General features: G+C 68.3%; 21 protein-coding genes and 1 riboswitch. Of the genes, 14 read left to right on the forward strand and 7 right to left on the reverse strand.

Annotated features, from left to right (window positions below; all coding sequences use genetic code 11):
- Nucleotides 1-3: 3 nt before the first annotated feature.
- Nucleotides 4-2,151 (forward strand): glycosyl transferase family protein, encoded by a 2,148-nt coding sequence (locus tag LRM18_RS14905; protein WP_049468298.1) that lies wholly within the window; start codon nucleotides 4-6, stop codon nucleotides 2,149-2,151.
- Nucleotides 2,148-4,982 carry a hypothetical protein gene (locus tag LRM18_RS14910; protein ID WP_270954906.1) on the forward strand — a complete coding sequence of 945 codons (2,835 nt, stop codon included), beginning with the start codon at nucleotides 2,148-2,150 and terminating at the stop codon, nucleotides 4,980-4,982. Before LRM18_RS14905 ends, LRM18_RS14910 begins: the two co-directional genes overlap by 4 nt.
- On the opposite strand, the gene LRM18_RS14915 is transcribed toward LRM18_RS14910, so the two are convergent.
- From LRM18_RS14915 to ettA, 3 genes are all read right to left on the reverse strand, one after another.
- The gene (locus tag LRM18_RS14915) at nucleotides 4,976-5,941 is read right to left on the reverse strand and encodes a DUF4434 domain-containing protein (protein WP_270954907.1); all 966 of its coding nucleotides are present in this window, start codon (nucleotides 5,939-5,941) and stop codon (nucleotides 4,976-4,978) included. The two genes, LRM18_RS14910 and LRM18_RS14915, sit on opposite strands and share 7 nt — an antisense overlap.
- 375 nt (nucleotides 5,942-6,316) lie before the next feature.
- Nucleotides 6,317-7,633, reverse strand: coding sequence for an NCS2 family permease (locus LRM18_RS14920; protein ID WP_053462142.1), 1,317 nt, complete (start codon nucleotides 7,631-7,633; stop codon nucleotides 6,317-6,319).
- A 92-nt stretch (nucleotides 7,634-7,725) separates the two neighbouring features.
- Nucleotides 7,726-9,390 carry an energy-dependent translational throttle protein EttA gene (gene ettA / locus LRM18_RS14925; RefSeq protein WP_005415249.1) on the reverse strand — a complete coding sequence of 555 codons (1,665 nt, stop codon included), beginning with the start codon at nucleotides 9,388-9,390 and terminating at the stop codon, nucleotides 7,726-7,728.
- Between the two features lie 254 nt (nucleotides 9,391-9,644).
- Here ettA and LRM18_RS14930 point away from each other — a divergent pair, with 254 nt between their 5' ends.
- On the forward strand, nucleotides 9,645-10,115 hold the full coding sequence (locus tag LRM18_RS14930; RefSeq protein WP_270954908.1) for an RcnB family protein: 471 nt from the start codon (nucleotides 9,645-9,647) through the stop codon (nucleotides 10,113-10,115).
- A 113-nt stretch (nucleotides 10,116-10,228) separates the two neighbouring features.
- Here LRM18_RS14930 and LRM18_RS14935 read toward each other — a convergent pair whose 3' ends face one another.
- Entirely contained in the window at nucleotides 10,229-13,432 is a 3,204-nt protein-coding gene (locus LRM18_RS14935) for an autotransporter domain-containing protein (RefSeq protein ID WP_270954909.1), read from the reverse strand.
- 282 nt (nucleotides 13,433-13,714) lie between these two features.
- On the opposite strand from LRM18_RS14935, the gene glyA reads away from it, so the two are divergent.
- From glyA to ribD, 6 genes are all read left to right on the forward strand, one after another.
- Nucleotides 13,715-14,968 (forward strand): serine hydroxymethyltransferase, encoded by a 1,254-nt coding sequence (gene glyA, locus LRM18_RS14940; protein ID WP_057494411.1) that lies wholly within the window; start codon nucleotides 13,715-13,717, stop codon nucleotides 14,966-14,968.
- 117 nt (nucleotides 14,969-15,085) lie between these two features.
- Nucleotides 15,086-15,559: a hypothetical protein gene (locus LRM18_RS14945; RefSeq protein ID WP_270954910.1), complete on the forward strand. Its 474-nt coding sequence runs from the start codon at nucleotides 15,086-15,088 to the stop codon at nucleotides 15,557-15,559.
- A gap of 6 nt (nucleotides 15,560-15,565) precedes the next feature.
- On the forward strand, nucleotides 15,566-16,021 hold the full coding sequence (locus LRM18_RS14950; protein ID WP_270954911.1) for a hypothetical protein: 456 nt from the start codon (nucleotides 15,566-15,568) through the stop codon (nucleotides 16,019-16,021).
- Nucleotides 16,014-16,463, forward strand: coding sequence for a hypothetical protein (locus LRM18_RS14955; protein WP_270954912.1), 450 nt, complete (start codon nucleotides 16,014-16,016; stop codon nucleotides 16,461-16,463). Before LRM18_RS14950 ends, LRM18_RS14955 begins: the two co-directional genes overlap by 8 nt.
- 145 nt (nucleotides 16,464-16,608) lie before the next feature.
- Nucleotides 16,609-17,130 (forward strand): transcriptional regulator NrdR, encoded by a 522-nt coding sequence (gene nrdR / locus LRM18_RS14960; protein WP_005415256.1) that lies wholly within the window; start codon nucleotides 16,609-16,611, stop codon nucleotides 17,128-17,130.
- Nucleotides 17,131-17,208: 78 nt separating this feature from the next.
- Nucleotides 17,209-18,294, forward strand: coding sequence for a bifunctional diaminohydroxyphosphoribosylaminopyrimidine deaminase/5-amino-6-(5-phosphoribosylamino)uracil reductase RibD (gene ribD, locus LRM18_RS14965; protein WP_154330033.1), 1,086 nt, complete (start codon nucleotides 17,209-17,211; stop codon nucleotides 18,292-18,294).
- A gap of 35 nt (nucleotides 18,295-18,329) precedes the next feature.
- Here ribD and LRM18_RS14970 read toward each other — a convergent pair whose 3' ends face one another.
- The 3 genes from LRM18_RS14970 to LRM18_RS14980 form a co-directional block, all read right to left on the reverse strand.
- Nucleotides 18,330-18,719 carry a hypothetical protein gene (locus tag LRM18_RS14970; RefSeq protein WP_064239606.1) on the reverse strand — a complete coding sequence of 130 codons (390 nt, stop codon included), beginning with the start codon at nucleotides 18,717-18,719 and terminating at the stop codon, nucleotides 18,330-18,332.
- A 135-nt stretch (nucleotides 18,720-18,854) separates the two neighbouring features.
- On the reverse strand, nucleotides 18,855-19,739 hold the full coding sequence (locus tag LRM18_RS14975; RefSeq protein WP_270954913.1) for a hypothetical protein: 885 nt from the start codon (nucleotides 19,737-19,739) through the stop codon (nucleotides 18,855-18,857).
- Nucleotides 19,740-19,891: 152 nt separating this feature from the next.
- On the reverse strand, nucleotides 19,892-20,512 hold the full coding sequence (locus LRM18_RS14980) for a hypothetical protein (protein ID WP_270954914.1): 621 nt from the start codon (nucleotides 20,510-20,512) through the stop codon (nucleotides 19,892-19,894).
- A 301-nt stretch (nucleotides 20,513-20,813) separates the two neighbouring features.
- Nucleotides 20,814-20,958, forward strand: a riboswitch (FMN riboswitch).
- A 77-nt stretch (nucleotides 20,959-21,035) separates the two neighbouring features.
- On the opposite strand from LRM18_RS14980, the gene LRM18_RS14985 reads away from it, so the two are divergent.
- The 5 genes from LRM18_RS14985 (at nucleotide 21,036) to thiL (ending at nucleotide 24,896) form a co-directional block, all read left to right on the forward strand.
- Nucleotides 21,036-21,638, forward strand: a complete 603-nt coding sequence (locus LRM18_RS14985) for a riboflavin synthase (protein ID WP_049468273.1) — start codon at nucleotides 21,036-21,038, stop codon at nucleotides 21,636-21,638.
- Nucleotides 21,635-22,735, forward strand: a complete 1,101-nt coding sequence (ribB, locus tag LRM18_RS14990; RefSeq protein WP_270954915.1) for a 3,4-dihydroxy-2-butanone-4-phosphate synthase — start codon at nucleotides 21,635-21,637, stop codon at nucleotides 22,733-22,735. Before LRM18_RS14985 ends, ribB begins: the two co-directional genes overlap by 4 nt.
- 134 nt (nucleotides 22,736-22,869) lie before the next feature.
- Nucleotides 22,870-23,337 carry a 6,7-dimethyl-8-ribityllumazine synthase gene (gene ribH, locus LRM18_RS14995; RefSeq protein WP_010481977.1) on the forward strand — a complete coding sequence of 156 codons (468 nt, stop codon included), beginning with the start codon at nucleotides 22,870-22,872 and terminating at the stop codon, nucleotides 23,335-23,337.
- Nucleotides 23,334-23,813 (forward strand): transcription antitermination factor NusB, encoded by a 480-nt coding sequence (gene nusB / locus LRM18_RS15000; RefSeq protein ID WP_005415268.1) that lies wholly within the window; start codon nucleotides 23,334-23,336, stop codon nucleotides 23,811-23,813. Before ribH ends, nusB begins: the two co-directional genes overlap by 4 nt.
- Before the next feature lie 120 nt (nucleotides 23,814-23,933).
- Nucleotides 23,934-24,896: a thiamine-phosphate kinase gene (gene thiL / locus LRM18_RS15005; RefSeq protein ID WP_270954916.1), complete on the forward strand. Its 963-nt coding sequence runs from the start codon at nucleotides 23,934-23,936 to the stop codon at nucleotides 24,894-24,896.
- Nucleotides 24,897-25,059: the final 163 nt, after the last annotated feature.

Here is a 25,059-nt window from a genome sequence, read left to right on the forward strand (position 1 = left end):
ACCGTGGACGGTCTGTTCTGGAACATCCAGCTGGCCAACTACTACGCCGCCCTGGAAACCACGGCGGCGGCGGTGGCCGTGCTGATCCTGATCTCCAGCCTCGATGACCTGTTCATCGACGTCTGGTACTGGGTGCGCGAGAGCTGGCGGGCATTGACCATCAAGCGCCGCGACGCATATCGGCCGCTGACCCAGGACGACCTGCTGCAGCGCCCGCAGCAGCCGCTGGCGATCATGGTGCCGGCGTGGATGGAGTACGACGTCATCGCGCAGATGGTGGAGAACATGATCAACGTGCTCGATTACCGCGAGTACGTCGTGTTCGTCGGCACCTATCCCAACGACCAGCAGACCATCGATGAGGTCGAGCGCATGCGTCGCCGCTACAAGCGCCTGCGCCGCGTGGAAGTACCGCACGACGGGCCGACCAGCAAGGCCGACTGCCTGAACTGGCTGATCCTGGCGATCTTCGATTACGAGAAGCGCCACGACATCGAGTTCGCCGGGGTGATCCTGCACGACAGCGAGGACGTGCTGCACCCGATGGAGCTGCGGTTCTACAACTACCTGCTGCCACGCAAGGACATGATCCAGTTGCCGGTGACCTCGCTGGACCGCGAGTGGTACGAACTGGTGGCCGGGGTCTACATGGACGAGTTCGCCGAATGGCACGCCAAGGACCTGGTGGTGCGCGAGAGCGTTTCGGGCATGGTGCCGTCGGCCGGCGTCGGTACCTGCTTCTCGCGGCGCGCGTTGCTGGCCCTGAGTGCGCAGACCGACAACCAGCCCTTCAACACCGACAGCCTCACCGAGGATTACGACGTGGGTGCGCGGCTGGCAGCCATGGGCATGCAGTCGATCTTCGCCCGCTTCCCGGTGCAGTTCCGCGTGCGCCGCCCCTCATGGTTCGGCTGGGGGCCGGTGCGCGAGCGCACCCAGCAGATGGCCCTGTGCGTGCGCGAATACTTCCCCGACAATTTCCGCGCCTCCTACCGGCAGAAGGCGCGCTGGGTGCTGGGCATCGGCCTGCAGAGCTGGGAGTCGCTGGGCTGGCGAGGCTCGCTGGCCACCAAGTACCTGCTGGCGCGCGACCGCAAGGGCATCATCACCTCGTTTGTCAGCATCATTGCCTACCTCATCTTCCTGCAGCTGCTGCTGTTCTGGCTGTTGAAGATGACCGGGGTCTGGACGATGCAGTTTCCCAGCGTGTTCCAGGCCGGCACCTGGCAGATGACGGTGGCGCTGCTGACCACCGCAGCGCTGGCCACCCGCGTCGTGCAGCGCTTCTACTTCGTCAACCGGCTGTACGGCTGGGAGCATGCCCTGATGTCGATCCCGCGGATGGTGGTCGGCAACATGATCAACTTCATGGCCACCGCCCGCGCGTGGAAGGTGTTCCTGGCCTACCTGCTGTTCGGCAAGCGCATGGTCTGGGACAAGACCATGCACGACTTCCCGGATGCGGCGCAGCTGGTGCAGACGCGCAAGCAGCTCGGCGAACTGTTGACCACCTGGCAGGCGGTGGAGCCGGAGCGCCTGCAGCAGGCACTGGAGCAGCAGCAGGACGGCCGGCAGCAGCCGCTGGGGCGCATCCTGCTCACCCAGGGGTGGCTGGATGATGAGACCCTGGCCGAGGCGATTGCCTTCCAGGGCGACCTGCCACGTGCGGTGATCGACGTGGATTACCTGCGGGCCGGCCCGTTCCCGGTCAGCGCCGACGCCTGCGTGCAATGGCGCATGCTGCCATTGCCGCCGCGGCAGCCGGGGACCCTGCGTCTGGCCGTGGCCAGCCCGCTGCCCGAGGAGGCACTGGCGCTGCTCAAGCAGGAAACCCGCAGCGACCACATCGAACAGAGCATCGCCCGCGAGAGCGAGATCAACGCAGGGCTGCGCCTGATCGGCAGTGACCGGGACTGGCAGCTGGACAACGTGCCGCTGCTCGGGGACCTGCTGGTGGAGATGCGCCTGATCGACCACGCGCGCTTCGAGATCGCACTGGATGCCTACAAGCCGCAGCGCGATGGCCGCATCGGCGATTACCTGGTCAAGCAGGGCGTCACCACCGAGGACGCCGTCGCCCAGGCCATGCAGGAGCAGCGCCGGCGTGCGGCCGTGCTGCAGTCGCCGCCTCCCGGAGCCTTGCCGGCATGAAGACCACGCTGCTGTCCACCGTCATTGCCGTGGCACTGGCCACCGCCGCCACGCCGGTACTGGCACAGGCCGATGCGGCCCTGCCGCTGTCCGGCGCTGCATACCGCGTCGCCGAGCAGGCCTTCGCCGCTTACGAGCGCGGCGACTATCAAGCGGCTTACCAGCAGTCCACCGAAGCGATCCGGCTGCGCCCGGACGTGGTGCGGCTGCGCCTGCTGCAGATCTACGCGCTGCAGAAACTGGGCCGGCCGGCGGAGGCGCAGCAGCAGGCGCGCCGTGCACTGGATGCGGGGTTGAAGGATCCGGCCTTGCCGGCGTTGGCCGCTGCCACCGCTGCACGCAGCACGCCCCCGGATGCCAGGGGCACGCGCGCATCCTCCCCACCGCGTGCGGCCGGCAGCGGCGCAGACCGCGCCAGGCAGCAGGCCTACACGCTGGCCACCGAGGCCTATGCCGCCTATGACGCCGGGCGCATGGGGGAAGCGGCCAGCAAGGCCGAGCAGGCCTTCCGCCAGCAGCCGAAGCAGGGCGCCTGGGCGATGCTGTGGGTGGCGGCGCTGGAAGCGCAGCAACAGGCCGAACTGGCCGACGCGGCCATCGGCACGGCGCTGCAGCTGGGCGCACCGAACGTCGAGGAACTGCGCGCCCGGCGCGTGGCGCTGGCCCGCCAGCGCGCGCTGCTGCAGGCCCAGCAGGCGTATCGGTCGCTGTCCACGCAGGATGATGCCGCGGCCGTTGCGCAGGCACGTGCTGCCGTCGAACTGGCGCCGGATGTTGCTTCGTACCGGTGGCTGTTGATCACCGCGCAGCTGCAGCAGGGGCAGCTGGCCGACGCCGAGCGCAGCGCCGACCAGGCACTGCAGGCCGACGGCGGGGATCTCAATGCCCGGGTGATGCGCGGTTATCTGCGCCAGCGCCAGGGCAAGACCCTGCTGGCCAATGAAGACTTCGACGCCGCGCTCGCCGCGCCGGGGTCAACCATGCAGCAGCGCAACGTGCGCCTGCTGGCCGTGGATGCGGCCCTGGCCGCTGGGGACCGCACACGTGCGGCTGCACTGCTGGCGCCACTGCAGGCGGCGTCGCCCACGGATGCGGGCGACGCACGCGCGCAGCAGCTTCTGCAGCAGGGCATCGAACAGCGCGCCAAGGCGATCCGGTCCAGTCGTGCACCTGCGGGTTTGAGTGCGCAGGCGTATCCGGCGCCGTTCCAGCACTGCCCGCCTGCTGACACCGGTGATGCCTGCACGCTGATGCCGGTCGACCTGCAGGGCGACGGTGGTGCCGCACAGCGCGCGTATGCGGCCTACGCGCGGCAGGACTACGCCGAGGCCATCGGCGAGGCGCGGCAGGCCGTGCAGCTCGCACCGGAGGACGCGAGCCTGCAGGGGCTGCTGACCACCACGCTGGCGGCAGGCAACCGCAGCCAGCAGGACGAAGCACGGCTGCGCCTGGACGCGGCACTGGCGCAACGCCCTGATGATGCCGGGCTGCTGATGCAGCGCGGCTACCTCAACCAGAAGGCCCACGAACCGGCGCGCGCACTGGCCGACTTCCGTGCCGCCGAGGCCACCGGCAGGGCACCGAAGAGCGTGGTGCTTGACCAGGCCTACGCCAGCGCGGCCAGCGGCGATCACCCGCAGGCGGTGACGCTGCTGCGGACGGCCATTGATCGTGCCGATGCCGGCGAGCTGCCGCTGGATGAGCGCCAGCGCTACAACGTGCGCAGTGCCATCGCCAGTTACTCGCGCGAGTGGGGCGTGATCGCCTCGGCGGGTTTCCGCGGTGCGCGCCAGGCGGCGACCAATGTCGGCGGCGCCGCGATCAGCACGCCGGGCGATTCGGTGTTCAGCACGCTCGAGGCGTTCTGGCGACCGCCGGCCTTCAACGATGCCCATGGCACGCTGGAACTCTACGCGCGCCTGCTCAACACGCTGTACGACCAGGGCGGCACCTATGAATCGATCCGCGCGGTGGACCCGTGCACCGGCGAATCGACGCCCGATGCACGCGCACGCGCCGAACGGCTCAGCCGCTCGCGTTCCACCACCGGCTGGCCGTCCACCATCGCCTCGTTCGGCCTGCGCTACGCCTTCGGCCAGACCGGCCTGAGCGCCGGCATCGAGCGTCGCCAGTTCCTCGGCAGTGCCACCCGTTCGGGTGATGTCTATCCGGCATCGGCGGCCGTGCAGTGCCGCCTGCAGCTGGCCCGGAACCCGCCACTGGAAGCCAGCACGCTGGCCCGCTACCGCCTGGCCAGCGGTTCTGGCGGCTGGATGTCCTACCTGACCTACGGCTATTACCACGGCACCGACCTGCGCACCGACGTCAACCAGTGGTGGATGGTCAGCGGCTACGCGCAGGGCGGTTACACCTGGGACGACAACAGCGCGCATTTCACCCTCGATGCACTGGATGCCAACGGCACGCCGGTGCGGCGGATCGGCGATGCCCACGGGCGGTTGCATCGCGAGCAGTGGTTCGCGGCCGCTGAACTGCGCGCCGGCCGCAGCTTCCGCTTTGGTGCCGGGCAGACCCACTGGGTGGTCACGCCGTATGTGGTGGTGGGGGCGGACTGGCTGGACCAGCGCTCGCGGGTGCGCGACATCCGTTACCCGCTGTTCCCGGCGCAGTCGTTCGCGCTCAACGATACGCAGCGCAGCTGGTCACTCGGCGCAGGACCGGGCGTGGGCGTGCGCTACTGGTTCCGCGAGGACCACTACAACACCCCGCGTTCCTACCTCGACCTGACCGTGCAGTACCGCTTCGCGATCGGCGGCGGAGATACGCAGCGCGCCAAGGGCCTGTTCGCCACCGCCATCCTGTACTACTGAGCCAGCCCCCAGCGTCGCCGCAGCGCCGCCGCCTGCGGCGTGTCCTGGGTCAGCCAGGGCTCCAGCGCATAGACCAGCACGTGCTGTGCGCCACTGCCGCGTGCCCACGCCAGCTGCCGCTGGATGCGTGCGGCATCTGCGGTTTCGCCCTTGAACCCGCTACCGTCGGCCGGGCCGCCGGGCAGTTCGCGGAACAGTTCGACGATCGCATCGAAACCGATGTCCTGTGCCTGGAAATGGTCGAGCAGGGGTTGCAGCTGCTGCACGTTGCCGGCGCCGGCCACACCCACCCCGTCCTGCACCATCGGCCGCAGCGTGGCCTGGGCCAGTACCGCCTGCCATAGCGTGACCAGGTTGCCATCGGACTGCAGGCGGCTGAAGTAGCAGGAGATCGCACAGTCACCGCCGCGCGCGCTGGCGGCCTGCACCAGCCCGCGCAGCCACTGCGCCAACCATTGCTGGCGGGCCGGACTGGCCCAGTGGAACTGCTCCAGTTCGTAGGGCAGGTACCACCCGCCGAAGGCCGGCTGCTGCGCCCACGGCGCCTGTGCCAACCAGCTGCGCGCGTGCGCCAGGCTGTCGGCCAGGAACGCCTGCAGCGTGGCGTCGTCGGCGCCGATGGCCTGCCACCATCGTTGCTGGAAGGGCAGGCCGACGCGGATGCGGAGGTCATTCTCGCGGGCCGCAGTGAACAGCTGCAGCAGGCTGCCGTCGGGCAGTGACCAGTCGCCATCGCTGCCACCGACGATGCCGGTCCATTGCAGCACCAGCTGCCGGCACCCCAGCGCATGGGCCAGCTTCAACGAGCGTTGCCAGTCGGCCAGGCCCCATTGCAGATGGCTGCGCCACGGTTGCAGGAAGGTGCCATCGACGCGCACCGGCAGCGAGCAGCCGGGCAGGGTGGCGAGCGTACCGGCCAGCGGCGCCAGCAACGCCGCGCGCAGCAGCCGGCGGCGCAATGGCGAAGACGGATCCGTGGGAAGGCCAGGCCGAAGCATGCCCGCATCATCCCAGAGCACCGTGGCTGGAAGGTGAACCCCGCACCAGATAGTACCGGCCGCTGGCCACCGCGTGCTCTGGTAGTGCCGGCCGCTGGCCGGCATCGCCCCCGGGTGGCAGGTGAATCACCACCCGGTAGTGCCGGCCGCTGGCCGGCATCGCCCCCGGGTAGCAGGTGAGTCACCACCCGGTAGTGCCGGCCGCTGGCCGGCATCGCCTCCGGGTGGCAGGTGAATCACCACCCGGTAGTGCCGGCCGCTGGCCGGCATCGCGCCCCGGGTGGCAGGTGAATCACCACCTGGTAGTGCCGGCCGCTGGCCGGCATCGCGCCCCGATTATTCCAACGCGTAGCGCAGCGCGAACAGCACCGCCACCAGCCACACCGCCGGATGCACCTCGCGCCAGCGCCCGGTGCCGGCCTTCAGCGCGGCATACGCAATGAAGCCGAACGCCAGGCCGTTGGCAATCGAATAGGTGAACGGCATCGCCAGCGCACACAGGGCGGCCGGCACCGATTCGGTCAGGTCGCTCCAGTCCACGTCCACCAGTTCGCGCAGCATCAGGCCGGCCACGAACAGCAGCGCCGGTGCGGTGGCATAGCCGGGCACCATCGCCGCCAGCGGCGAGAACAGAAGTGCGGCCAGGAACAGCGCCGACACCACCAGTGCGGTCAGGCCGGTGCGGCCGCCCACCTGCACGCCCGAGGCGCTTTCAGCGAACGCGGTGGTGCTGCTGGTGCCCAGCAGTGAACCGGCCACGATCGCCGTGCTGTCGGCCAGCAGCGCGCGGCCGAAACGCTTCTGCGCGCCCGGCAGCTTCAGCAGTCCGGCGCGACCGACCACGCCATACAGGGTGCCGGTGGCATCGAACACTTCCACCAGCACGAACACCAGCACCACCTGCAGCAACACGGCGATCGGCGCGCCACCGTTGTGGTGCAGCAGGCCCGGCAGGTCCAGCTGCAGGAAGGTCGGCGCCAGGCTCGGCGGCAGCGAGACCAGGCCCTGGTACTGCACGTCGCCCAATGCCCAGCCCGCGCCGGTCACCGCCAGGATGCCGATCAGGATCGCGCCACGGATACGGCGCGCTTCCAGCACGGCAATCAGCAGGAAGCCGGCCAGCGCCAGCAGCGGCGGCGCCGTGTTCAACGGGCCCAGCGCCACCAGCGTGTCTTCATTGCCGACGATCACGCCGGATTTCTGCAGCGCGATGATCGCCAGGAACAGGCCGATGCCGGCCACGATCGCCGAACGCAGCGAGGCCGGGATGCCCGACACCAGCCACGCCCGCACACCGGTCAGCGACAGCACCAGGAACACCAGGCCGGAGATGAACACCGCAGCCAGTGCCTGCTGCCACGGCAGGCCAGCGGCACCGACCACGGTGAAGGCGAAGAACGCGTTCAGGCCCATGCCCGGTGCCATGCCCACCGGGAAGTTGGCCGCCAGCGCCATCACTGCCGAACCCAGCGCAGCGGCCAGGCAGGTGGCCACGAACACCGCACCTGCATCCATGCCGGTGGTGCCGAGGATTTCCGGGTTGACGAAGACGATGTAGGACATCGTCAGGAAGGTGGTGACACCGGCCAGCAGCTCGGTGCGCACGGTGGTGCCGTGCTGCTGCAGCTGGAACAGGCGTTCGAACAGGGACATGGGGCGTCTCGCAACAATAAGGTGTCACGACCAACGGTCGTGACCTACCCGAATGCAGAACGGCCGCGCAGAGCGCGGCCGTTCTTCCTTTCTTACTTCAGCGCCTTGAAGCGCAGGCGCTTCGGCGCGGCATCGTCGCCCATGCGGCGCTTCTTGTCTTCCTCGTACTCGCGGTAGTTGCCCTGGAAGAACTCCACGTGCGAGTCGCCTTCGAACGCGATGATGTGCGTGGCGATGCGGTCCAGGAACCAGCGGTCGTGCGAGATCACGAAGGTGTTGCCCGGGAACTCCAGCAGCGCGTCTTCCAGCGCACGCAGCGTTTCGATGTCCAGGTCGTTGGACGGTTCGTCGAGCAGCAGCACGTTGCCGCCCTGCAGCAGGGTCTTGGCCATGTGCAGGCGGCCACGCTCACCACCGGACAGCGAGCCGACCATCTTCTGCTGGTCCTGGCCCTTGAAGTTGAAGCGGCCGATGTAGGCGCGCGACTGGATCTCGATGCCGTTGATGTTGAGGATGTCCAGGCCACCGGCGATTTCCTGGAAGACGTTGTGGTTGCCTTCCAGCTTGTCGCGGCTCTGGTCCACGTAGGACAGCTGCACGGTCGGGCCGATCACGATCTCGCCCGAATCCGGCTTCTCCTGGCCGGTGATCATCTTGAACAGCGTCGACTTGCCGGCGCCGTTCGGGCCGATGATGCCGACGATCGCGCCCGGCGGAATCAGCATCGACAGGTTGTCGATCAGCAGGCGGTCGCCGAACTTCTTGGAGACGTTCTTGAACTCCATCACCATGTTGCCCAGGCGCTCGCCCGGCGGGATGAAGATTTCGTTGGTCTCGTTGCGCTTCTGGTAATCCTGCGACTGCAGCTCTTCCAGGCGGGCCAGACGGGCCTTGCCCTTGGAGCGGCCGCCCTTGGCGTTCTGGCGCGACCACTCCAGTTCCTTCTGGATCGCCTTCTGGCGGGCCTTTTCCTGGTTCTCTTCCTGCTTCAGGCGCTCATCCTTCTGCACCAGCCATTCGGTGTAGTTGCCCTTCCACGGAATGCCGCGGCCGCGGTCCAGTTCCAGGATCCACTCGGCGGCGTTGTCCAGGAAGTAGCGATCGTGGGTGACGGCCACCACGGTGCCGGTATAGCGCGCCAGGAACTGTTCCAGCCATTCCACCGACTCGGCGTCGAGGTGGTTGGTCGGTTCGTCGAGCAGCAGCATGTCCGGCTTCTGCAGCAGCAGGCGGCACAGTGCGACGCGGCGCTTTTCACCGCCGGACAGGTTGGCGATCTTGGCATCCCACGGCGGCAGGCGCAGCGCATCGGCGGCCACGTCCAGCTGGTTTTCCAGGGTGTGCGCGTCGCCGGCGGCCAGGATCGCCTCCAGGCGCTCCTGTTCCTTGGCCAGCGCGTCGAAGTCGGCGCCTTCCTCGGCATAGGCGGCATACACCGCTTCCAGCGCGGCCTGGGCCTGCAGCACTTCGCCCACGCCTTCCTCGACCGACTCGCGCACGGTCTTGTTCGGGTCCAGTTCCGGTTCCTGCGCCAGGTAACCGACCTTGATGCCGGGCTGCGGACGGGCTTCACCCTCGAAATCGGTGTCCACGCCGGCCATGATCTTCAGCACGGTGGACTTGCCGGCGCCGTTCAGGCCCAGCAGGCCGATCTTCGCGCCCGGGAAGAAGGACAGGGAAATGTCCTTGATGATCTGCCGCTTGGGCGGGACCACCTTGGACACGCGGTTCATGGTGTAGATGTATTGCGAGGACATGCGGTCTCCGTAGGCGCGGCCCTGCGCCCGACCCGTCACGGGAACATCCCGTTGCGGCAGCGGGCACAGACTGGAATGGAATACCGCCAATTATAGCCGGAACCGGTTCCGGCCCGCGCCCGGCCGGAGCCGCGCAGGCTGGCCGTGGCCTGAATACTCCGTCACAGTCCTGCAGCGGGAAGCGTTTCCAGCCGGAAACGGTTCAGATCGGTTGCGCAATATGGGCTCACCACCCACCCAAGCAGAGGTCTGACATGCGCATCAATCGAGTAATGGCCGGAGCCGTGGCCTCTGTGCTGGCGCTCGGCGCGGTGGCCCCCGCCTTCGCTGACAACGACCACCGTGACCGCCGCGAATGGCGGGAGGATCGCCGCGAGTGGCGCCAGGACCGCCGTGACTGGGAGCGCGACCGCCGTGAGGCCCGGCGCGACTGGGAACGCGACCGCCGCGACTGGCACCGCGACCACGACCGCTACTACCGCCCGGGACCGCCGCCGCCACGCGTGGTCTACCGCCCGGCCTATGGCCCGGGCTACGGCTGGAAGGTCGGACACCGCTACCGTGATTACTACCGCGGCCCGATCTACGTGGTGAACGACTACCCGCGCTACCACCTGCGCCGCCCGCCTTACGGCCACCAGTGGATCCGCGATGACCGCGGCAACATGCTGCTGGTGGCCATCGCCAGCGGGATCATCGCCGACTACATCGTCAGCAGCCGCTGAGGCACGAGGTAGGGTCGGATCCCACGCGTTGGGAAAGGGCCCTGATCCTCTTGCAGTGGAAAAAGAAAGGGCGCCCGAGGGCGCCCTTCTTCATTCAGCCGCCACCATCGCGGTCAGAACGCGACTGACCAGTCCAGCTGCGCGCCGACATCGCGCTGGCCATCACCGCGGCGGGTCTGCACCTGCAGCGCCACGCGGCTGCGGTCGGTCGGGCTCACTGCCACACCGAACTGGGCCAGGGCGCTGTGGCGGGCCAGCGGTGCACCGCTGATCGCAAAGCCCTGGGTACCTTCGACGAAGCGCGCATCGACCTGCGGCAGGCGATCACCGCCAGCCACCTGCCATCCCACGCGCGCGGTCAGCGCCGCACGGTCACGCTGGCCAGCGCTGATATCCCAGTCCGCGCGCAACGCGGCCAGGCCGGTGCGGTAGCGTGCGCTGCCACCGTTCCACTGCAGCGCGCTGTGACCACCGCGCTCCTGGCTACCGTCGCTTTCCACGCGTACCTGCGCCACTTCGAGTTCCGGTGTCAGCTGCAGGCGCTGGCCGCCGAAGGTCCAACCGGCACGCAGGAACGCGGTGGTGCCGGTGGCATCCTCGCGGGCCGACAGGTGTTCATCCAGGCGGGTGCCAACCTGTGCGGTGCGGGTGCTGTCGGTGCGGTAATCGGCACGGCTGACACCTGCACGCAGGCTCAGGCCCTGCCAGCGGTACTGGCCGTACACGCCGTACTCGGTGCTGTCGGTTTCGGCGCGCCCTTCGCGGCGGGCCAGGCGGCTGACCAGGTGCTGCGAACCCGCGGCCACGCCCACTTCCAGCGTTTCACCCAGGCGCCAGCCGGCGCCAGCCATCACGCCATGTTGCGATGAACGCAGGCCAGCGTTGTCGGCACTGGCATCGGTACGGCGCTGGCCACCGCTGCCGCCGACCCACGCGTGCACGCCCGGGGCGATCTCTGCAGCCATCGTGGCACCGTCCAGGTGGCGGTCGATGCCCTCGTGCAGGAATCGGTTCTGCAGCAGCGCGCCACGATGCGCGGCATGGATTTCACCGGACAGGCTGTCGAAGGCCGGCACGACGTCGGCCACCGCCAGGCGCACCACCGCGTCATACACGGCGTTGCCATTGCCCAGCGCTTCCACCGCGCCGGCCACGGCCTTCTGGTTGGGATTTACCACCACATCGGGGAAGGCCAGTTCGATATCCGGCATGGCGATATCGTTGCGGGCCAGGGTCAGGTAGACGTTGCTGGCGTCGTAGTCCAGCGTGGGTGTCAGGAAGGCCAGCGTGCTGCTTACGCCGGAGAAGGTGCCCTGCACGCCCTGCGCCGCGCTCAGGATGGTGTAGCGGGTACGCGGCTGCCAGTCACCCTCGCTGGCGATGGCCACCGTATTGCCGCCCTGCAGGGTAGCGCCGCCGCCCACCTGCACGCGGTCGCCGGCGCCATCGGCGCCAAGGTCCACCAGATAGCGCGAGCCATTTTCCAGCAGCAGGTTGCCGGTCATCGACAGCGTGCCGTAGGTCGTGGCCGCCCCCGGTGCCAGCGTGGCGCCGCTACGGAGGATCACACTGCCCAGCTGGCCGTCGCCGCTCAGTTCGGTGCCGGTGGCCAGCTCGGTCAGGCCGCCGAGGCGGCCACGCACGTCCAAGGCGCCGGCGCGCACGCGGGTGGTGCCGGTGAAGCCGCTGCTGTCGCCCGACAGGCTCAGCAGGCCCGCATCCAGCTTGACCACATCGCCGGCGCCGGACAGCACGTTGGCGAACAGGGTCTGGCCATTGCGCTGCAACTGCAGTGTCGCACCCGACGCCACATCCACCGCGCCACGGATCGCGCCATTGCCGGCCAGCACCAGGGTGCCCTGCTCGATGCGGGTGCCGCCGCCGTAGGTGTTGTTGGCAAACGTGGTCAATGTACCGCTGCCGGTCTTGCGCAGTGCGCCGGTACCGGTCAGGCGGCCGCTGAACATCGCATCGACCTGGTCGGTATCCAGCGTAGCGGTGCCATCCAGCGCCATTTCAACAGCGGTGGTGAAGGCCTTGCGGGTCAGGTGCAGCGTGCCATCGGCAATGAGCACGTTGGCGGTGCCGGCGCCCTGGTAGATCTGGCCACCGGCCAGGGTCAGCGTGCCCTGCGCGCCGATGGCCAGTGAACCCCGGCTGCCGTTGGCGCCGCCCAGGCCCAGCACGTCATTGACCGTCAGAGCGCCACCGTCATGGATGGACACGCTGCCGGTGCCCAGATTGCCGATGGTCAGGCGGCCCACGCTGGCCGAGCTGCCGGCGCCGGCCACGCGGAAAGTGCCATCGCCCAGCGCATTCTCACCCACGCCCACGTCGCCCGCGGTCAGGGCGGCGCCGTCAAGGACATCCAGTTCGGCCACCGCGTTCTGGCCCACGGCGATGAAGCCGGCCGTGGCGGTGGTGCCCGCGCCGGTCAGTACCAGCACGCCATCGGGCACGCCTGCGGTGTGCCGTTGCTGGCCCAGCTGCGTGCTGCCCTGCACGGTCAGCGTGGCGCCGTCGGCCACGGTCATCCTGCCAGTGCCGGACACGCCGATCAGCAGGTCGCTGGTGTTCAACCAGCTGGCACCCTTGCCTGTCACCGTGGCTTCGCCACGGGCCACGCTGCTGTAGCTGCCCAGGCGCGCGACACCGGTCTCGAAGGTGCCACCGGCACGCACGTTCACGGTGCCGGTGCCTTGCGCACCCACATGGATCTGGTTGGTGGCGAAGCGCGAATCCTTGTCGGACACGGTCAGGACGCCGCTGCTGCCCAGTTCCGAGGCAACCCACGTGCCCTGGGCATTGATCACCTGGCCGCCATCGAGCACGTCCAGGTAGCCCCTGCCTTCATGGCCGACACCGATGCTGTTGTTGCCGATCCACCGCGAACCGGCGCCGGTCACCGTGACCTTGCCGGTCGAGCCGGGCAGCGTGGCGATGAAGATGGCGGTGCTTTCCAGCACGCCGCCATTCTGGATGGACAGCTCGCCGCTGCCGGCGTGGCCGATGTCCACGCGCCAAGAGTCGGCGCGGATGCCGTCGACGACAACCGGTGTCATGCTGTCGATGTAGGCATGGTTTTCAACGGACAGGTTCGGATCGCCATTGCTCCATGCGCCCGGTGCGTACCAGCGGCCATCGAGCAGGTTCGGGTCGCGCACGGTGACCGTGGCTGCGGCCGCCGTCATCGGGCCGCCCATGGCCAGGCCGATCGCCAGGACCAGCAGGTGCGTGGAAAGGGCGCGGCGGGGTGCTGCGGGCGTGCGACGTGGTGCCAGCATCATTGCCGGCGAAACTTGGTGCGAATGGATCACGCGGATTTTCCCCTGTATGGACAGGGCGTATCGGCCGCGGAGTGCAGGACTTTAAGCTTTGTGAAAGCTGGTAATTAGGTTTTGCAAGGAAGGAGGTCACACTTCCGGCGGAAATTGCCGATTGGACGAAGCCTGTGCAAGGCGCTGCGGAGGGCACGCGCAGGCACGCCAGCACATCATGCCACAGCGCGTTGCCCAAGCCCCTTCCGCTGCGGTCGCCCGGGCCCGCCAGCCCGCTTACAATCGCAGGCCCTGCTGTTCCCTCCCTGCCTGGAGTAACCGATGTTCCCGCGTGACGTCCGCATCGAAACCTACGATCCCGAACTGGCCAAGGCCATCGCCGCCGAAACCCAGCGCCAGGAAGACCATGTCGAGCTGATCGCCAGCGAGAACTACACCAGCCCGGCGGTGATGGAAGCGCAGGGCAGCCAGCTGACCAACAAGTACGCCGAAGGCTACCCGGGCAAGCGCTACTACGGTGGCTGCGAATACGTGGACATCGCCGAGCAGCTGGCGATCGACCGCCTGAAGCAGCTGTTCGGCGCCGACTACGCCAACGTGCAGCCGCACAGCGGCTCGCAGGCCAACCAGGCCGTGTACTTCGCCCTGCTGCAGCCGGGCGACACCATCCTCGGCATGAGCCTGGCCCACGGCGGCCACCTCACCCACGGTGCCAAGGTCAATGCGTCGGGCAAGCTGTTCAACGCCGTGCAGTACGGCGTCAACGATCAGGGCCTGATCGACTACGACGAAGTCGAGCGCCTGGCCCTGGAACACAAGCCGAAGATGGTCGTGGCCGGCTTCTCGGCCTACTCGCAGGTGATCGACTGGGCGCGCTTCCGTGCCATCGCCGACAAGGTCGGTGCCTACCTGTTCGTCGACATGGCCCATGTCGCCGGCCTGGTCGCCGCTGGCGTCTACCCGAGCCCGCTGGACCACGCCCACGTGGTCACCTCCACCACCCACAAGACCCTGCGCGGCCCGCGCGGCGGCATCATCATCGCCAAGGGCGCCGACGAAGACCTGGTCAAGAAGCTGCAGTCGATCGTGTTCCCGGGCATCCAGGGCGGTCCGCTGATGCACGTCATCGCCGGCAAGGCCGTGGCCTTCAAGGAAGCGCTGGAGCCGGGCTTCAAGGCCTACCAGCAGCAGGTGGTGAAGAACGCCCAGGCGATGGCCAACACGCTGATCGCGCGCGGCTACAAGATCGTTTCCGGTGGCACCCAGAACCACCTGATGCTGGTCGACATGATCGGCAAGGACGTGTCCGGCAAGGACGCGGAAGCCGCGCTGGGCAAGGCCCACATCACCGTCAACAAGAACTCGGTGCCGAACGACCCGCGTTCGCCGTTCGTGACCTCGGGCCTGCGCCTGGGCACCCCGGCGGTGACCACCCGCGGCTACGTCGAACAGGACTGTGTGGACCTGGCCAACTGGATCGCCGACGTGCTCGATGCGCCGAACGATGACGCCGTCATCGCCCGCGTGCGCGACGCCGTCAGCGCGCAGTGCCGCAAGTACCCGGTCTACGGCTGATCGGGGCAGGGATCAGAGCCCTTTCCTGGCGGAAAGGGATCCGACCCCACCACGACGCAGGGGTCGGATCCCTTCCCGCACGGAAGGGCTCTGACCCCGTCATCAGGAACCCCGCGCATGGATGAGCGCCGCCTCAAGTACCTGTACACCGCGCTGGCGGTGCTGTTCGGCCTGCCCAGCCTGTTCTTCGGCGGTGCCGGCGCCTGCATCGCCGTGGTCATGGGCGTGATCGGGCTCGTCTCGCTGGACGCGGACAAACTGGGGTTTGCCGCCGGCATGTTCGCGTGGGGATCGTGCGCGATCGCCGGCCTCGTGGCCTGGGTCGCACTCAGCATCGTCTGGCTGCGCGATGGCGCACGCGGGCTGCACAGGGCATCACGCCGCTGGTGGCTGCTGCTGGGCCTGGGCGTGCTGGCAGGCCTGCCCTTGCTGGCGATGGCGCTGTACTACTTCGCCGAGCTGGGTTCGTCCGTGCTCAGCGGGCTGTTCGCCGGGCCGTCCCTGCTGGTGCCCACCGGTATGTTGATCCTCCTGCGGCTGCGTGCTGACGCGGTGGGCGAGCCATCCGGCCCGGCACGGTCAAAGGAGTAGGCCCGCGTGGATGAGCGCCGCGCCCGGTATCTGTATGCCGTCCTGGCGGTGATCTTCGGCCTGCCCAGCCTGGTGGCGGGTGGTGCCGCGGCGACGATGCTGCTGCTGACGGGGCTGGGCCAGTTCGGTCATGGCACGCTGGCCGCGGTGACCCTGATGCCGCTGTGGGGCCTGGCCGGTATTGCCGGCTGCCTGGCCTGGTTGTGGCTCAGCGCCGGGTATCTGCTGCAGGGACGTGCCGGGCTGCAGGTGCATCGCCTCTGGTGGTGGATGCTGCTGGCCGGCAGTCTTGCCGCCGTGCCCCTGCTGGGGCTGGCGCTGTGGTGGAGCATCACCGTGCACACCGAAGGCATCGCCCTGTTGCTGCTGGGCCCGTCGATGCTGGTACCGGCCGCGAGGCTGGTGTGGATCAAACACCGCGGCCGGGCACAGCCCATCGAAGGAAACGGAACGCATGGATGAGCGTCATCACAAACGCTGGATGGCCTTTGCCGGCCTGCTGGTGGGCCTGCCCGCCGTGGCGGCAGGCGGCACGGGGGCCGTGCTGGGGCTGATGGTCGTCTGGGAGGGCAAGTACCTGACGGGCGACGAGTACACGTTGTTGCTGCTGTGGTCGTCGGCCGGCCTCATCGGCCTGCTGTCGTGGTTGTGGCTGAGCGGCCTGTTCCTGTGGCGCGGTGTTGCCGGCCTGCGCCAATCACCGGCTGTGGCCTGGGTCGGCCTGGCGCTGGGCAGCCTGGCCGCGTTGGGCGTGGTCGTCGCCACGCTGTACTTCACTATCAGCAATGGCGAGATCTCGACCTTGGGCCTTCTCGGGTTTGGTCCGCCGCTGCTGGTGATGGCCGGGCACCTGGCCTGGCTGCGCTGGGCACGCGCCGCATCGCCGCCACCCGCACCCGGTTGAGCGGCGCGTCGCGGCCTCGCCGGACTGGCGGGCTGAATTGCAGGCGCTTCCGTGCAGGCAGCATTTGCTGCTGCGCCCCTTCTCAGGTACCTTTGCGACGCTGCCATGACCGTGGCAATAGGTACTTCCCTGAGCCAGGCGTTTCATGCATTGCCCCTTCTGCCAACATGCCGATACCCGGGTCATCGACTCGCGCGTCTCCGAAGACGGCGCGACGATCCGTCGTCGGCGGGAATGCGAAGCCTGCGGCGAGCGCTTCAGCACCCTGGAAACGGTCGAACTGAAGCTGCCGGCCATCGTCAAGAGTGACGGCACCCGCGAGGCCTTCGACCAGCGCAAGGTCCGCGCGGGGTTCGACCGCGCGCTGCAGAAGCGCGCGGTGCCCGAAGACAAGATCGAAGCGGCGGTACGGGCGGTGGTGCACCAGCTGCGCATCAGCGGCGAGCGCGAAGTGCCCTCGATCAAGGTCGGGGAGTTCGTCATGAACGAACTGCGCAAGCTCGACCACGTGGGCTACGTGCGCTTCGCTTCGGTGTACCGCAGCTTCGAGGACGTGGCCGATTTCCGCGAGGAGATCGAGAAGCTCGAGCGCGATCTGCCGTCCAGTACCGAACAGCTGCAGCTGCTGGGCGATGTGATCGCCCTGACCAAGAAGAAGAAGGGCTGACCGCCTCTGCCTGGGTGAGCGCCCGCCTTGGTGGGCACTGATGGCGTGCATCGCCGCCGGCAGCGTTACCATGGCCGCATGACCACCCCGTTCTCCGTCCTCGATCACCTGCACATGGCCAACGCGCTGCGCCTGGCCGAGCGCGCTGCCTATACCACCCGCCCCAACCCGATGGTCGGCTGTGTGATCGCCCATGGCGAACGCGTGGTGGGGCAGGGCTGGCACCAGCGCGCCGGTGGCCCGCATGCGGAAGTGTTCGCCCTGCGCGAGGCCGGCAGCGAGGCGCGCGGTGCCACCGCGTACGTCACCCTGGAGCCCTGTGCCCACTACGGGCGCACACCGCCGTGTGCACTGGCACTGATCGAAGCGGGCGTGTCGCGCGTGGTGGCGGCGATGCGCGATCCGTTCCCCAAGGTGGATGGCGGTGGCTTCGATCTGCTGCGCAACGCCGGCATCGAGGTTGCCGAAGGGCTGATGGCAGCGCAGGCGCGCGAACTCAACAAGGGCTTCCTGTCACGCGTGGAGCGCAACCGCCCGTGGCTGCGGGTGAAGCTGGCCGCCAGCCTGGATGGTCGTACCGCGATGGCCGATGGCAGTTCCAAGTGGATCACCGCTCCGGCCGCGCGCGAAGACGTGCAGCACTGGCGGGCACGCGCAGGTGCGATCCTGACCGGCGCCGACACGGTGCTCGCGGATGACCCGATGCTGACCGTGCGCCTGGCCGATACCGAGGTGATGCCACCGCTGCGGGTGGTGCTCGATTCGCGCCTGCGTTCGCTCGAATGCAGCCGCGTGCGCGAGGGCGGGGCACCGACGCTGTACCTGCACGCTGCGGCGGTGAGCGCACCGGACGCGGCCGATGCCGAATTCGCCAGCGTGCCCAGCGTTGATGGACGGTTGGATCTGGGCGCGGTGCTGGCGCTGCTGGCCGAGCGCGGCATCAACGAAGTGCACACCGAAGCCGGCGCCACGCTGGCCGGTGCGCTGCTGCGCGGCGGCTGGGTCGATGAGCTTCTGCTTTATCAGGCCCCCACGCTGCTGGGCGACAACGGACGCCCGCTGCTGGCTGGCCTCGGCATCGAGGCGATGGACCAGCAGCGTCGCCTGCGCGTGGTCGACCAGCGGCAGGTGGGCGAGGACATCCGGCTGCTGCTGCGCCCGTGAGGGACTAACGCAGAGCAGGCGCTATGCCCTCGGCGTCAGGTCGCTTCGTCGTCCTCTTCGCCAACGGGGCATTGGCCTTTCCATTGCTGCTTCCACAGCACATGCAGGTCGCGGCAGTACGCGCCCAATGCCTCGCCCGGCAGCTGCCTGGCCTTCAATCGCAGCTGGTGCCGGGTGAAACCGTCGTCGTACTGATCCGGCAGTACCAGCACGGCGCACTGGTCGTGGTACATCAGGAAGTCGCGGCAGTGATCATCCTCACTCATCCACGCATCCAGGTGCCTGTCGCTCAGCTGCGTTGACTCGAAGGCGACCGAGGGTTGGACGACGATGATCTTCGTGGCTTTGAACCTGGACGCCTCGGCCTGCCAGCACGCCATCAGCGCCAGCACCATGATCGCGGTCGACGTCATACGGTGTTTCATGCGGTTGCCCCCGGTGGAAGAGGGCAACAGCATTGACCATGCAGGTCGCGCAGGGCCATGCAACGGTTCTGAAAATGCAGTTGCCCTTGCCGTCGGCAACGCTGAGCAGCGCCTAGGCTCGGTGTTACATCGCGCTCAGGCGCATTCGTCGGTCCACATCATCTCGGCGATCGGGCGCAGTGCATTGCATTCCTGCGTCATGTCTTCGGCCGACTTCACCTTGGCCTTGGCCTTCAGTTCCTCGGCCATCGCGTCCACGCCACTGATCTGGTCCGGCGCGATCTTCGCCACGCAGGCGCGATGCTGCTGCAGCAGCAGGTCGCAGCCCGGTACGCCGGTGACCTTCGGCGCGGTGGCCGCCTGCGCGTCCTGCATCCAGTCTTCGAACGGTGCCAGTGCGCCGGCCACGGTGCCCACCAGATCATCGAAATTGCCGCTGTACCAGTAGCCGTTGTCCTTGGCCGGGTACAGGGTGAAGGTGCCGCTGACCGGCACGCGCGCGCCGCTCTGCAGCGCCTGCGTGTAGGCGTCGGTGAACTGCTTGCGCGCGGCCGGGCTGGCATCGGCTGCAAGGCTGGCGGCGAACAACGGGCGCACGTTGCCCAGGTCGGGCACTTGGCAGCTGAAGGCGATGCGCGCCAGCTTCTGGCCTTCGACGTATTCGTTGTCTTCGATCACGCTCTTGGTCGCGCGGCACTTCGAATCACGCAGGGCCTTGGCATACAGCGCTTCGGTGGCGGCTGCGTCGGCCTTGGCACCGGCGCTGGCAAGCACCACCTGCCACGGTTCGGCCAGCGCCTTGGCCAGTGCGCCAGGGTTCGGGGTTACCGCATCCTGGCCTTCAAAGGCGGGTTTCAGCGCATCGTTGAGCGTGCGGGTCGCAGCGGCATCGTCTTCCAGCAGCACGCGCGCGTACAGGTCGAAGGCCTGTTCGGGCGTCAGCGTGGCCGGGGCGGCGGCGGCCAGCAGCGGGGCAGCCAGCAGGGCGCTGGCCAGCAGGGTACGCAAGGGGGTCTTCATGACAGTGTTTCCGGTTCCAGATGCGCGCAAGCCTAGCGCATCTGTTCGCGGGCGTGATGACGCCCGGTCGCCACGGGCCGGCACGCGCGGGCCAAAAAAAACGGGCCCCTCGCGGGGCCCGTTCGATCGCACGACGAGGAGCGATCGTTGGATCAGAAGCTGGCGCGCACGCCAACCGAGTACTGGGTGACGTCGCGATAGCCGGCGATCTCGCCCACCAGACCCCAGGTCTTGGTGAAGTTGATCTGGCCGCCGACGGTGCCGACCCAGGTGCCCTTGTAGTTGTTACCGCCATCCATGTAGCCGGCCTTGGCCCAGGCTTCGGTCATGCGCGACGGCTTGCCGCGGATACCCAGGGTGACGCGGCCCAGGTTGGTGTGGTCCTTGCCGTGGTAACGCACGCCGTCGTAGCGCAGGGTCGATTCAGCGTTCTGGCGCACCCAGGCGGCATCGGCAGTGAAGTCCAGGCGGTCGGTCCACGGCATGTGGTAGCCGATACCCAGCTCCGGCTGGTTCAGTTCCAGCTTCAGCGAATCTTCGCCGTAGTGGCGGGTCTTGCTGGTGCGCGACCAGCCACCGAACACGTAGACCTGCTCGGCCAGCGCGACCGAACCACGCAGGTAGCCGCCGTCGACCTTCGGGTCGTCCAGCACGTTGTCGTCAACCTGGACCTGGGTCCAGCCGCCTTCGACGTAGGTGTAGCTCAGGGCTTCGGCCGAGGCCGAGAACGGGGCAGCGGCCAGCAGGGCAGCCACGATCAGGATCTTGCGCATGGGAATTCCTGTGAATTTCAGTCCATTGGCGGGCCTGCCATCGCAGCTGCCCGTGGCGACCTCATGTCGTCCGCTGCGGATTTTAATGAAAGTTTTACAAAATGCGAGAGACCGTCGTCACAGGCTGGCCAGACGTGGCCGGGGTCGGATCCGTTTCCCCTTGGGAAAACGGCTCTGACCCCTCCGCGATTCCGAGAGGCCCAGGGTCAGAGCCCTTTGCTGCGGAAAGGGATCCGACCCCGGGCATCCCACCCCGTTCAGCCCGGGCTGGTACACTAGCCGCGCCGGTTCGCCGGTACACAAACGTCTTCAGGGCGGGGTGCAATTCCCCACCGGCGGTAGGTGCGCAAGCACGAGCCCGCGAGCGCCCCGGCCCACGGCCGGGGGTCAGCAGATCCGGTCCGATGCCGGAGCCGACGGTATAGTCCGGATGAAAGAAGACGGTGCCACAGGGCCTTCGCGGCCCTGCGCCCGCCTGTTTGCCTTGCGGCGTTTTTCGCTCACTTTTCGCGGAGAACGTTACTTGTTTACTGGAATCATCGAAGGCGTCGGCCGTCTGGCCGCACGCGAATCCATCGGCGGCGATGTCCGCTTCACCTTCCATGTCGGGAATCTGCCGTTCGACCACGTGCAGATGGGCGAGAGCATTGCCATCAACGGCGTCTGCCTCACCGTCATCGCATTCGACGCCAACAGCTTCCAGGCCGATGCCTCCACCGAGACCCTGGGCCTGACCACGCTGGGCCAACTGGGCGAAGGGGCGGTCATCAACCTGGAGCGCGCCATGCGCCCGACCGACCGCCTGGGCGGCCATCTGGTCAGCGGCCACGTCGACGGCCTCGGCCAGGTGCTGTCCATCCACGACGACGCGCGGGCCCAGCGCTGGCGTTTCGCCGCGCCGGCCTCGCTGCGCCGCTACATCGCCAAGAAGGGCTCGATCTGCGTGGACGGGGTCAGCCTCACCGTCAACGAAGTGGACGACGAAGGTTTTGAAGTCGCCCTGATCCCGCACACCGTGGCCAACACCGCCTTCTCCGCCACCGGCGTGGGCAGCGCGGTCAATCTGGAAATCGATCTGGTGGCCCGTTACGTCGAACGCCTGTTGGGCGAAGGAGCACGCGCATGAACTTCGCCCCGATTCCGGAAATCCTGGAAGACATCCGCCAGGGCCGCATGGTGGTCATCGTCGATGACGAAGACCGCGAGAACGAAGGCGACCTGATCATGGCCGCCGAGTTGGTCAAGCCGTCGGACATCAACTTCATGGTCACCCACGGCCGTGGCCTGGTGTGCCTGCCGCTGACCCGCACCCGCGCCGCCGACCTCGGCCTGGCGCCGATGGTGCAGGCCAACACCGCGCAGTTCCAGACCAACTTCACGGTCAGCATCGAGGCCGCCGAGGGCGTTACCACCGGCATCTCGGCCCACGACCGCGCCCACACCATCCGCACCGCGGTGAAGCCCAATGCCAAGCCGTCGGATCTGCACCAGCCGGGCCACATCTTCCCGCTGATCGCCCAGCCGGGCGGCGTGCTCACCCGCGCCGGCCATACCGAAGCCGGCGTCGACCTGGCCATGCTGGCCGGGCTGGAGCCGGCCGGCGTGCTGGTGGAGATCCTGAACCCGGATGGCAGCATGGCGCGCCGCCCGGAGCTGGAAGTGTTCGCCCGCGAGCACGGCCTGAAGATGGGCTCCATCGCTGATCTGATCGCCTACCGCCTGGCTACGGAAAAGACCGTTGAACGCGTGGACGAGCGCGAGATCGACACCGAATTCGGCCCGTTCAAGCTGGTGACCTACCGCGACCGCATCGCCCACGACCTGCATTTCGCGCTGGTGCGCGGCACGCCGGATGCGGAAACACCGACCCTGGTGCGCGTGCAGGTGGAAAACCCGCTGGCCGACCTGCTGCACTGGCGCCGCGACGATTTCGGCGTGGCCGCCACCGATGCCCTGCGTGCGATCGATGCCGAGGGCACCGGCGTGATGGTGGTGCTGTCGGCCCCGCGCGATGGCGAAGCCCTGCTGGCCCGCCTGCGCCAGCAGCCGGCGCCGGTGGTGCCGGGCAAGGACAAGGACGTGGGCCAGTGGCGCCGCAACGGTGCCGGCGCGCAGATCCTGTCCGACCTGGGCCTGGGCAAGCTGCGCGTGCTGGGCACCCCGCGCCGCCAGGTTGGCCTGGCCGGTTACGGCCTGGAAGTGGTGGAGACGGTCACCCTGTAATGGGGTTGCCGGCCAGCGGCCGGCACTACCGGTGGGTGCCGGCCGTTGGTCGGCAGCCCCTGCGGGCCCCGCCAGCCACGGCCGGGGCCCATCCACGCTAGAATTACCCCCTTATCGAGTTCCCCAAGCCGCATATGAGCCACTACGAAGGCGATCTTCGCACTCCCGAGTCGGCGCGCTTCGCCATCCTGGCCAGCCGCTGGAATGCCCGCATCACCGACACGCTGGTCGCTGGCGCCCGCCAGAGCCTGGCTGGCAACGGCATCACCGAAGCCAACATCGACGTGATCCGCGTGCCGGGTGCGTGGGAACTGCCGCTGGTGGCCGCACGCCTGGCCGCCGCCCATGAACACGCCGCCATCCTCACCCTGGGCTGCGTGATCCGTGGCGACACCCGCCACTACGAACACGTGGCCGACCGCTGCGCCGAAGGCCTGATGCGCGTGCAGCTGGATTTCGGCGTGCCGGTGCTGAACGGCGTGCTGGCGGTGGAACGCGTGGAAGACGCCGAGGCCCGCGCAGGCGGCAGCCACGGCAACAAAGGCGAGGAAGTCGCACTCGCCGCACTGGAAATGGTCAATCTGCTGGAGCAACTGCCATGAACAAGAACACCCAGGGCAAGCCCTCCGGTAAACCCGTCCGCCGCGATGGCGTCGATCCGGTGCTGCGCTCGCGCGCCCGCCGTCGTGCCGTGCAGGCCATCTACGCCTGGCAGATCTCCGGCGGCAACGCCCAGTCGCTGATCGCCCAGTTTGCCCACGAGCAGGCCCGCGAAATTGCCGACCTGGCGTACTTCGAGGCGCTGGTGCACGGCGTGCTCGACAACCGTCGCGACATCGACGAAGCGCTCGGCCCGTACCTGGACCGTGGCATCGAGGAAGTGGACGCGATCGAACGCGCAGTGCTGCGCCTGGCCGCCTACGAGCTGCGCTACCGCCTGGACGTGCCGTACCGCGTGGTGATCAACGAAGCCATCGAATCGGCCAAGCGTTTCGGTTCCGAACACGGCCACACCTACGTCAACGGCGTGCTGGATCGTGCCGCCGTGGAATGGCGCAAGGTCGAATCGGGTCACTGACCCGCCTGTGGTAGTGCCGGCCGCTGGCCGGCAGCTGCAGGGATCCTGAGGTTGCCGGCCAGCGGCCGGCACTACCGCCCACCGCGCGATGCGCGGCACGAACAACAGCGGGAACGCCCCATGTCCCTGGCCGAATTCGCCCTCATCGACCGCATCCGCGCCCGTACCCTCGAGCGCGACGACATCCTGCTCGGCATCGGTGACGACGCCGCGCTGCTGCAGCCGCGTGCCAACGAACAGTTGGTGGTCACCGCCGATACGCTCAACAGCGGCGTGCACTTCCCGGTGGAAACCCCGGCCTTCGACATCGGCTGGAAGACCCTGGCGGTCAACCTGTCGGACCTGGCCGCGATGGGTGCACGCCCGGCGTGGTGCACGCTGGCACTGTCGCTGCCGGAAGCCTCTGAAGACTGGATCGAGGCTTTTGCCGATGGCTTCTTCGCCCTGGCCGACCAGCACGATATCGCGCTGATCGGTGGCGACACCACGCGCGGTCCGCTGTCGCTGTCGGTCACTGCGATGGGCCAGGTCGGGCGCGGCCAGGCCCTGCGTCGCGACCGCGCACAGGTGGGTGATGACATCTGGGTCAGTGGCACGCTGGGCGATGCCGCCGGCGCGCTGCGCCTGTGGCAACAAGGTGCGTTGAGCATCGCCACCGCCACGCTGCTGGCCGACTACGAAAGCCTGCGCCTGCGCCTGCTGCGGCCGACGCCGCGCGTGACCCTGGGCCTGCGCCTGCGGGCCTTCGCGCACGCGGCGGTGGATGTGTCTGACGGCCTGCTGGCCGACCTCGGTCATATCGCCACGCGCAGCAACGTGGCCGCGCATGTGGATGCCGACTCGCTGCCGATCTCGCACGCGCTGCGTGAACTGCTCGGCCGCGACGCTGCACGCGACTGCGCACTGCGCGGGGGCGACGACTACGAGCTGTGTTTCACCGCGGCTGCCGACCAGCGCGATGCGCTGCACTACCTGGCCGAATCGCTGGACGTGCCGCTCACCCGCATCGGCCGCATCGCCGAAGGGCAGGGCGTGCACGTGGACGGCGAAGCCGCCGACGGCGGTTACCAGCACTTCGCGTAGCCGCAGCGGTACTGCACTGGGGTGCCGAGCTTCGGGGTGGGGTCAGATCCCCTTGCGCCGCAAAGGGCTCTGACCCCGAGTGAAGCACCTCGGCATCGCTCGGGCAGGTGCCAACCTGGGTTGGCACGAAGGTGTCAGCCGCCCGTGGCAACACAGTGTCGAC

Source organism: Stenotrophomonas sp. PI_27, from assembly GCF_027854495.1.
GTDB lineage: Bacteria > Pseudomonadota > Gammaproteobacteria > Xanthomonadales > Xanthomonadaceae > Stenotrophomonas > Stenotrophomonas pavanii.

Excerpts from the sequence above, each read along its gene's own strand:
- LRM18_RS14910 (WP_270954906.1), top strand. The coding sequence starts at position 2,148 with ATGAAGACCACGCTGCTGTCCACCGTCATTGCCGTGGCACTGGCCACC.
- LRM18_RS14920 (WP_053462142.1), bottom strand. The coding sequence starts at position 7,633 with ATGTCCCTGTTCGAACGCCTGTTCCAGCTGCAGCAGCACGGCACCACC.
- ettA (WP_005415249.1), bottom strand. The coding sequence starts at position 9,390 with ATGTCCTCGCAATACATCTACACCATGAACCGCGTGTCCAAGGTGGTC.
- LRM18_RS14930 (WP_270954908.1), top strand. The coding sequence starts at position 9,645 with ATGCGCATCAATCGAGTAATGGCCGGAGCCGTGGCCTCTGTGCTGGCG.
- glyA (WP_057494411.1), top strand. The coding sequence starts at position 13,715 with ATGTTCCCGCGTGACGTCCGCATCGAAACCTACGATCCCGAACTGGCC.
- LRM18_RS14945 (WP_270954910.1), top strand. The coding sequence starts at position 15,086 with ATGGATGAGCGCCGCCTCAAGTACCTGTACACCGCGCTGGCGGTGCTG.
- LRM18_RS14955 (WP_270954912.1), top strand. The coding sequence starts at position 16,014 with ATGGATGAGCGTCATCACAAACGCTGGATGGCCTTTGCCGGCCTGCTG.
- nrdR (WP_005415256.1), top strand. The coding sequence starts at position 16,609 with ATGCATTGCCCCTTCTGCCAACATGCCGATACCCGGGTCATCGACTCG.
- ribD (WP_154330033.1), top strand. The coding sequence starts at position 17,209 with ATGACCACCCCGTTCTCCGTCCTCGATCACCTGCACATGGCCAACGCG.
- LRM18_RS14970 (WP_064239606.1), bottom strand. The coding sequence starts at position 18,719 with ATGAAACACCGTATGACGTCGACCGCGATCATGGTGCTGGCGCTGATG.
- LRM18_RS14975 (WP_270954913.1), bottom strand. The coding sequence starts at position 19,739 with ATGAAGACCCCCTTGCGTACCCTGCTGGCCAGCGCCCTGCTGGCTGCC.
- LRM18_RS14980 (WP_270954914.1), bottom strand. The coding sequence starts at position 20,512 with ATGCGCAAGATCCTGATCGTGGCTGCCCTGCTGGCCGCTGCCCCGTTC.
- ribB (WP_270954915.1), top strand. The coding sequence starts at position 21,635 with ATGAACTTCGCCCCGATTCCGGAAATCCTGGAAGACATCCGCCAGGGC.
- ribH (WP_010481977.1), top strand. The coding sequence starts at position 22,870 with ATGAGCCACTACGAAGGCGATCTTCGCACTCCCGAGTCGGCGCGCTTC.
- nusB (WP_005415268.1), top strand. The coding sequence starts at position 23,334 with ATGAACAAGAACACCCAGGGCAAGCCCTCCGGTAAACCCGTCCGCCGC.
- thiL (WP_270954916.1), top strand. The coding sequence starts at position 23,934 with ATGTCCCTGGCCGAATTCGCCCTCATCGACCGCATCCGCGCCCGTACC.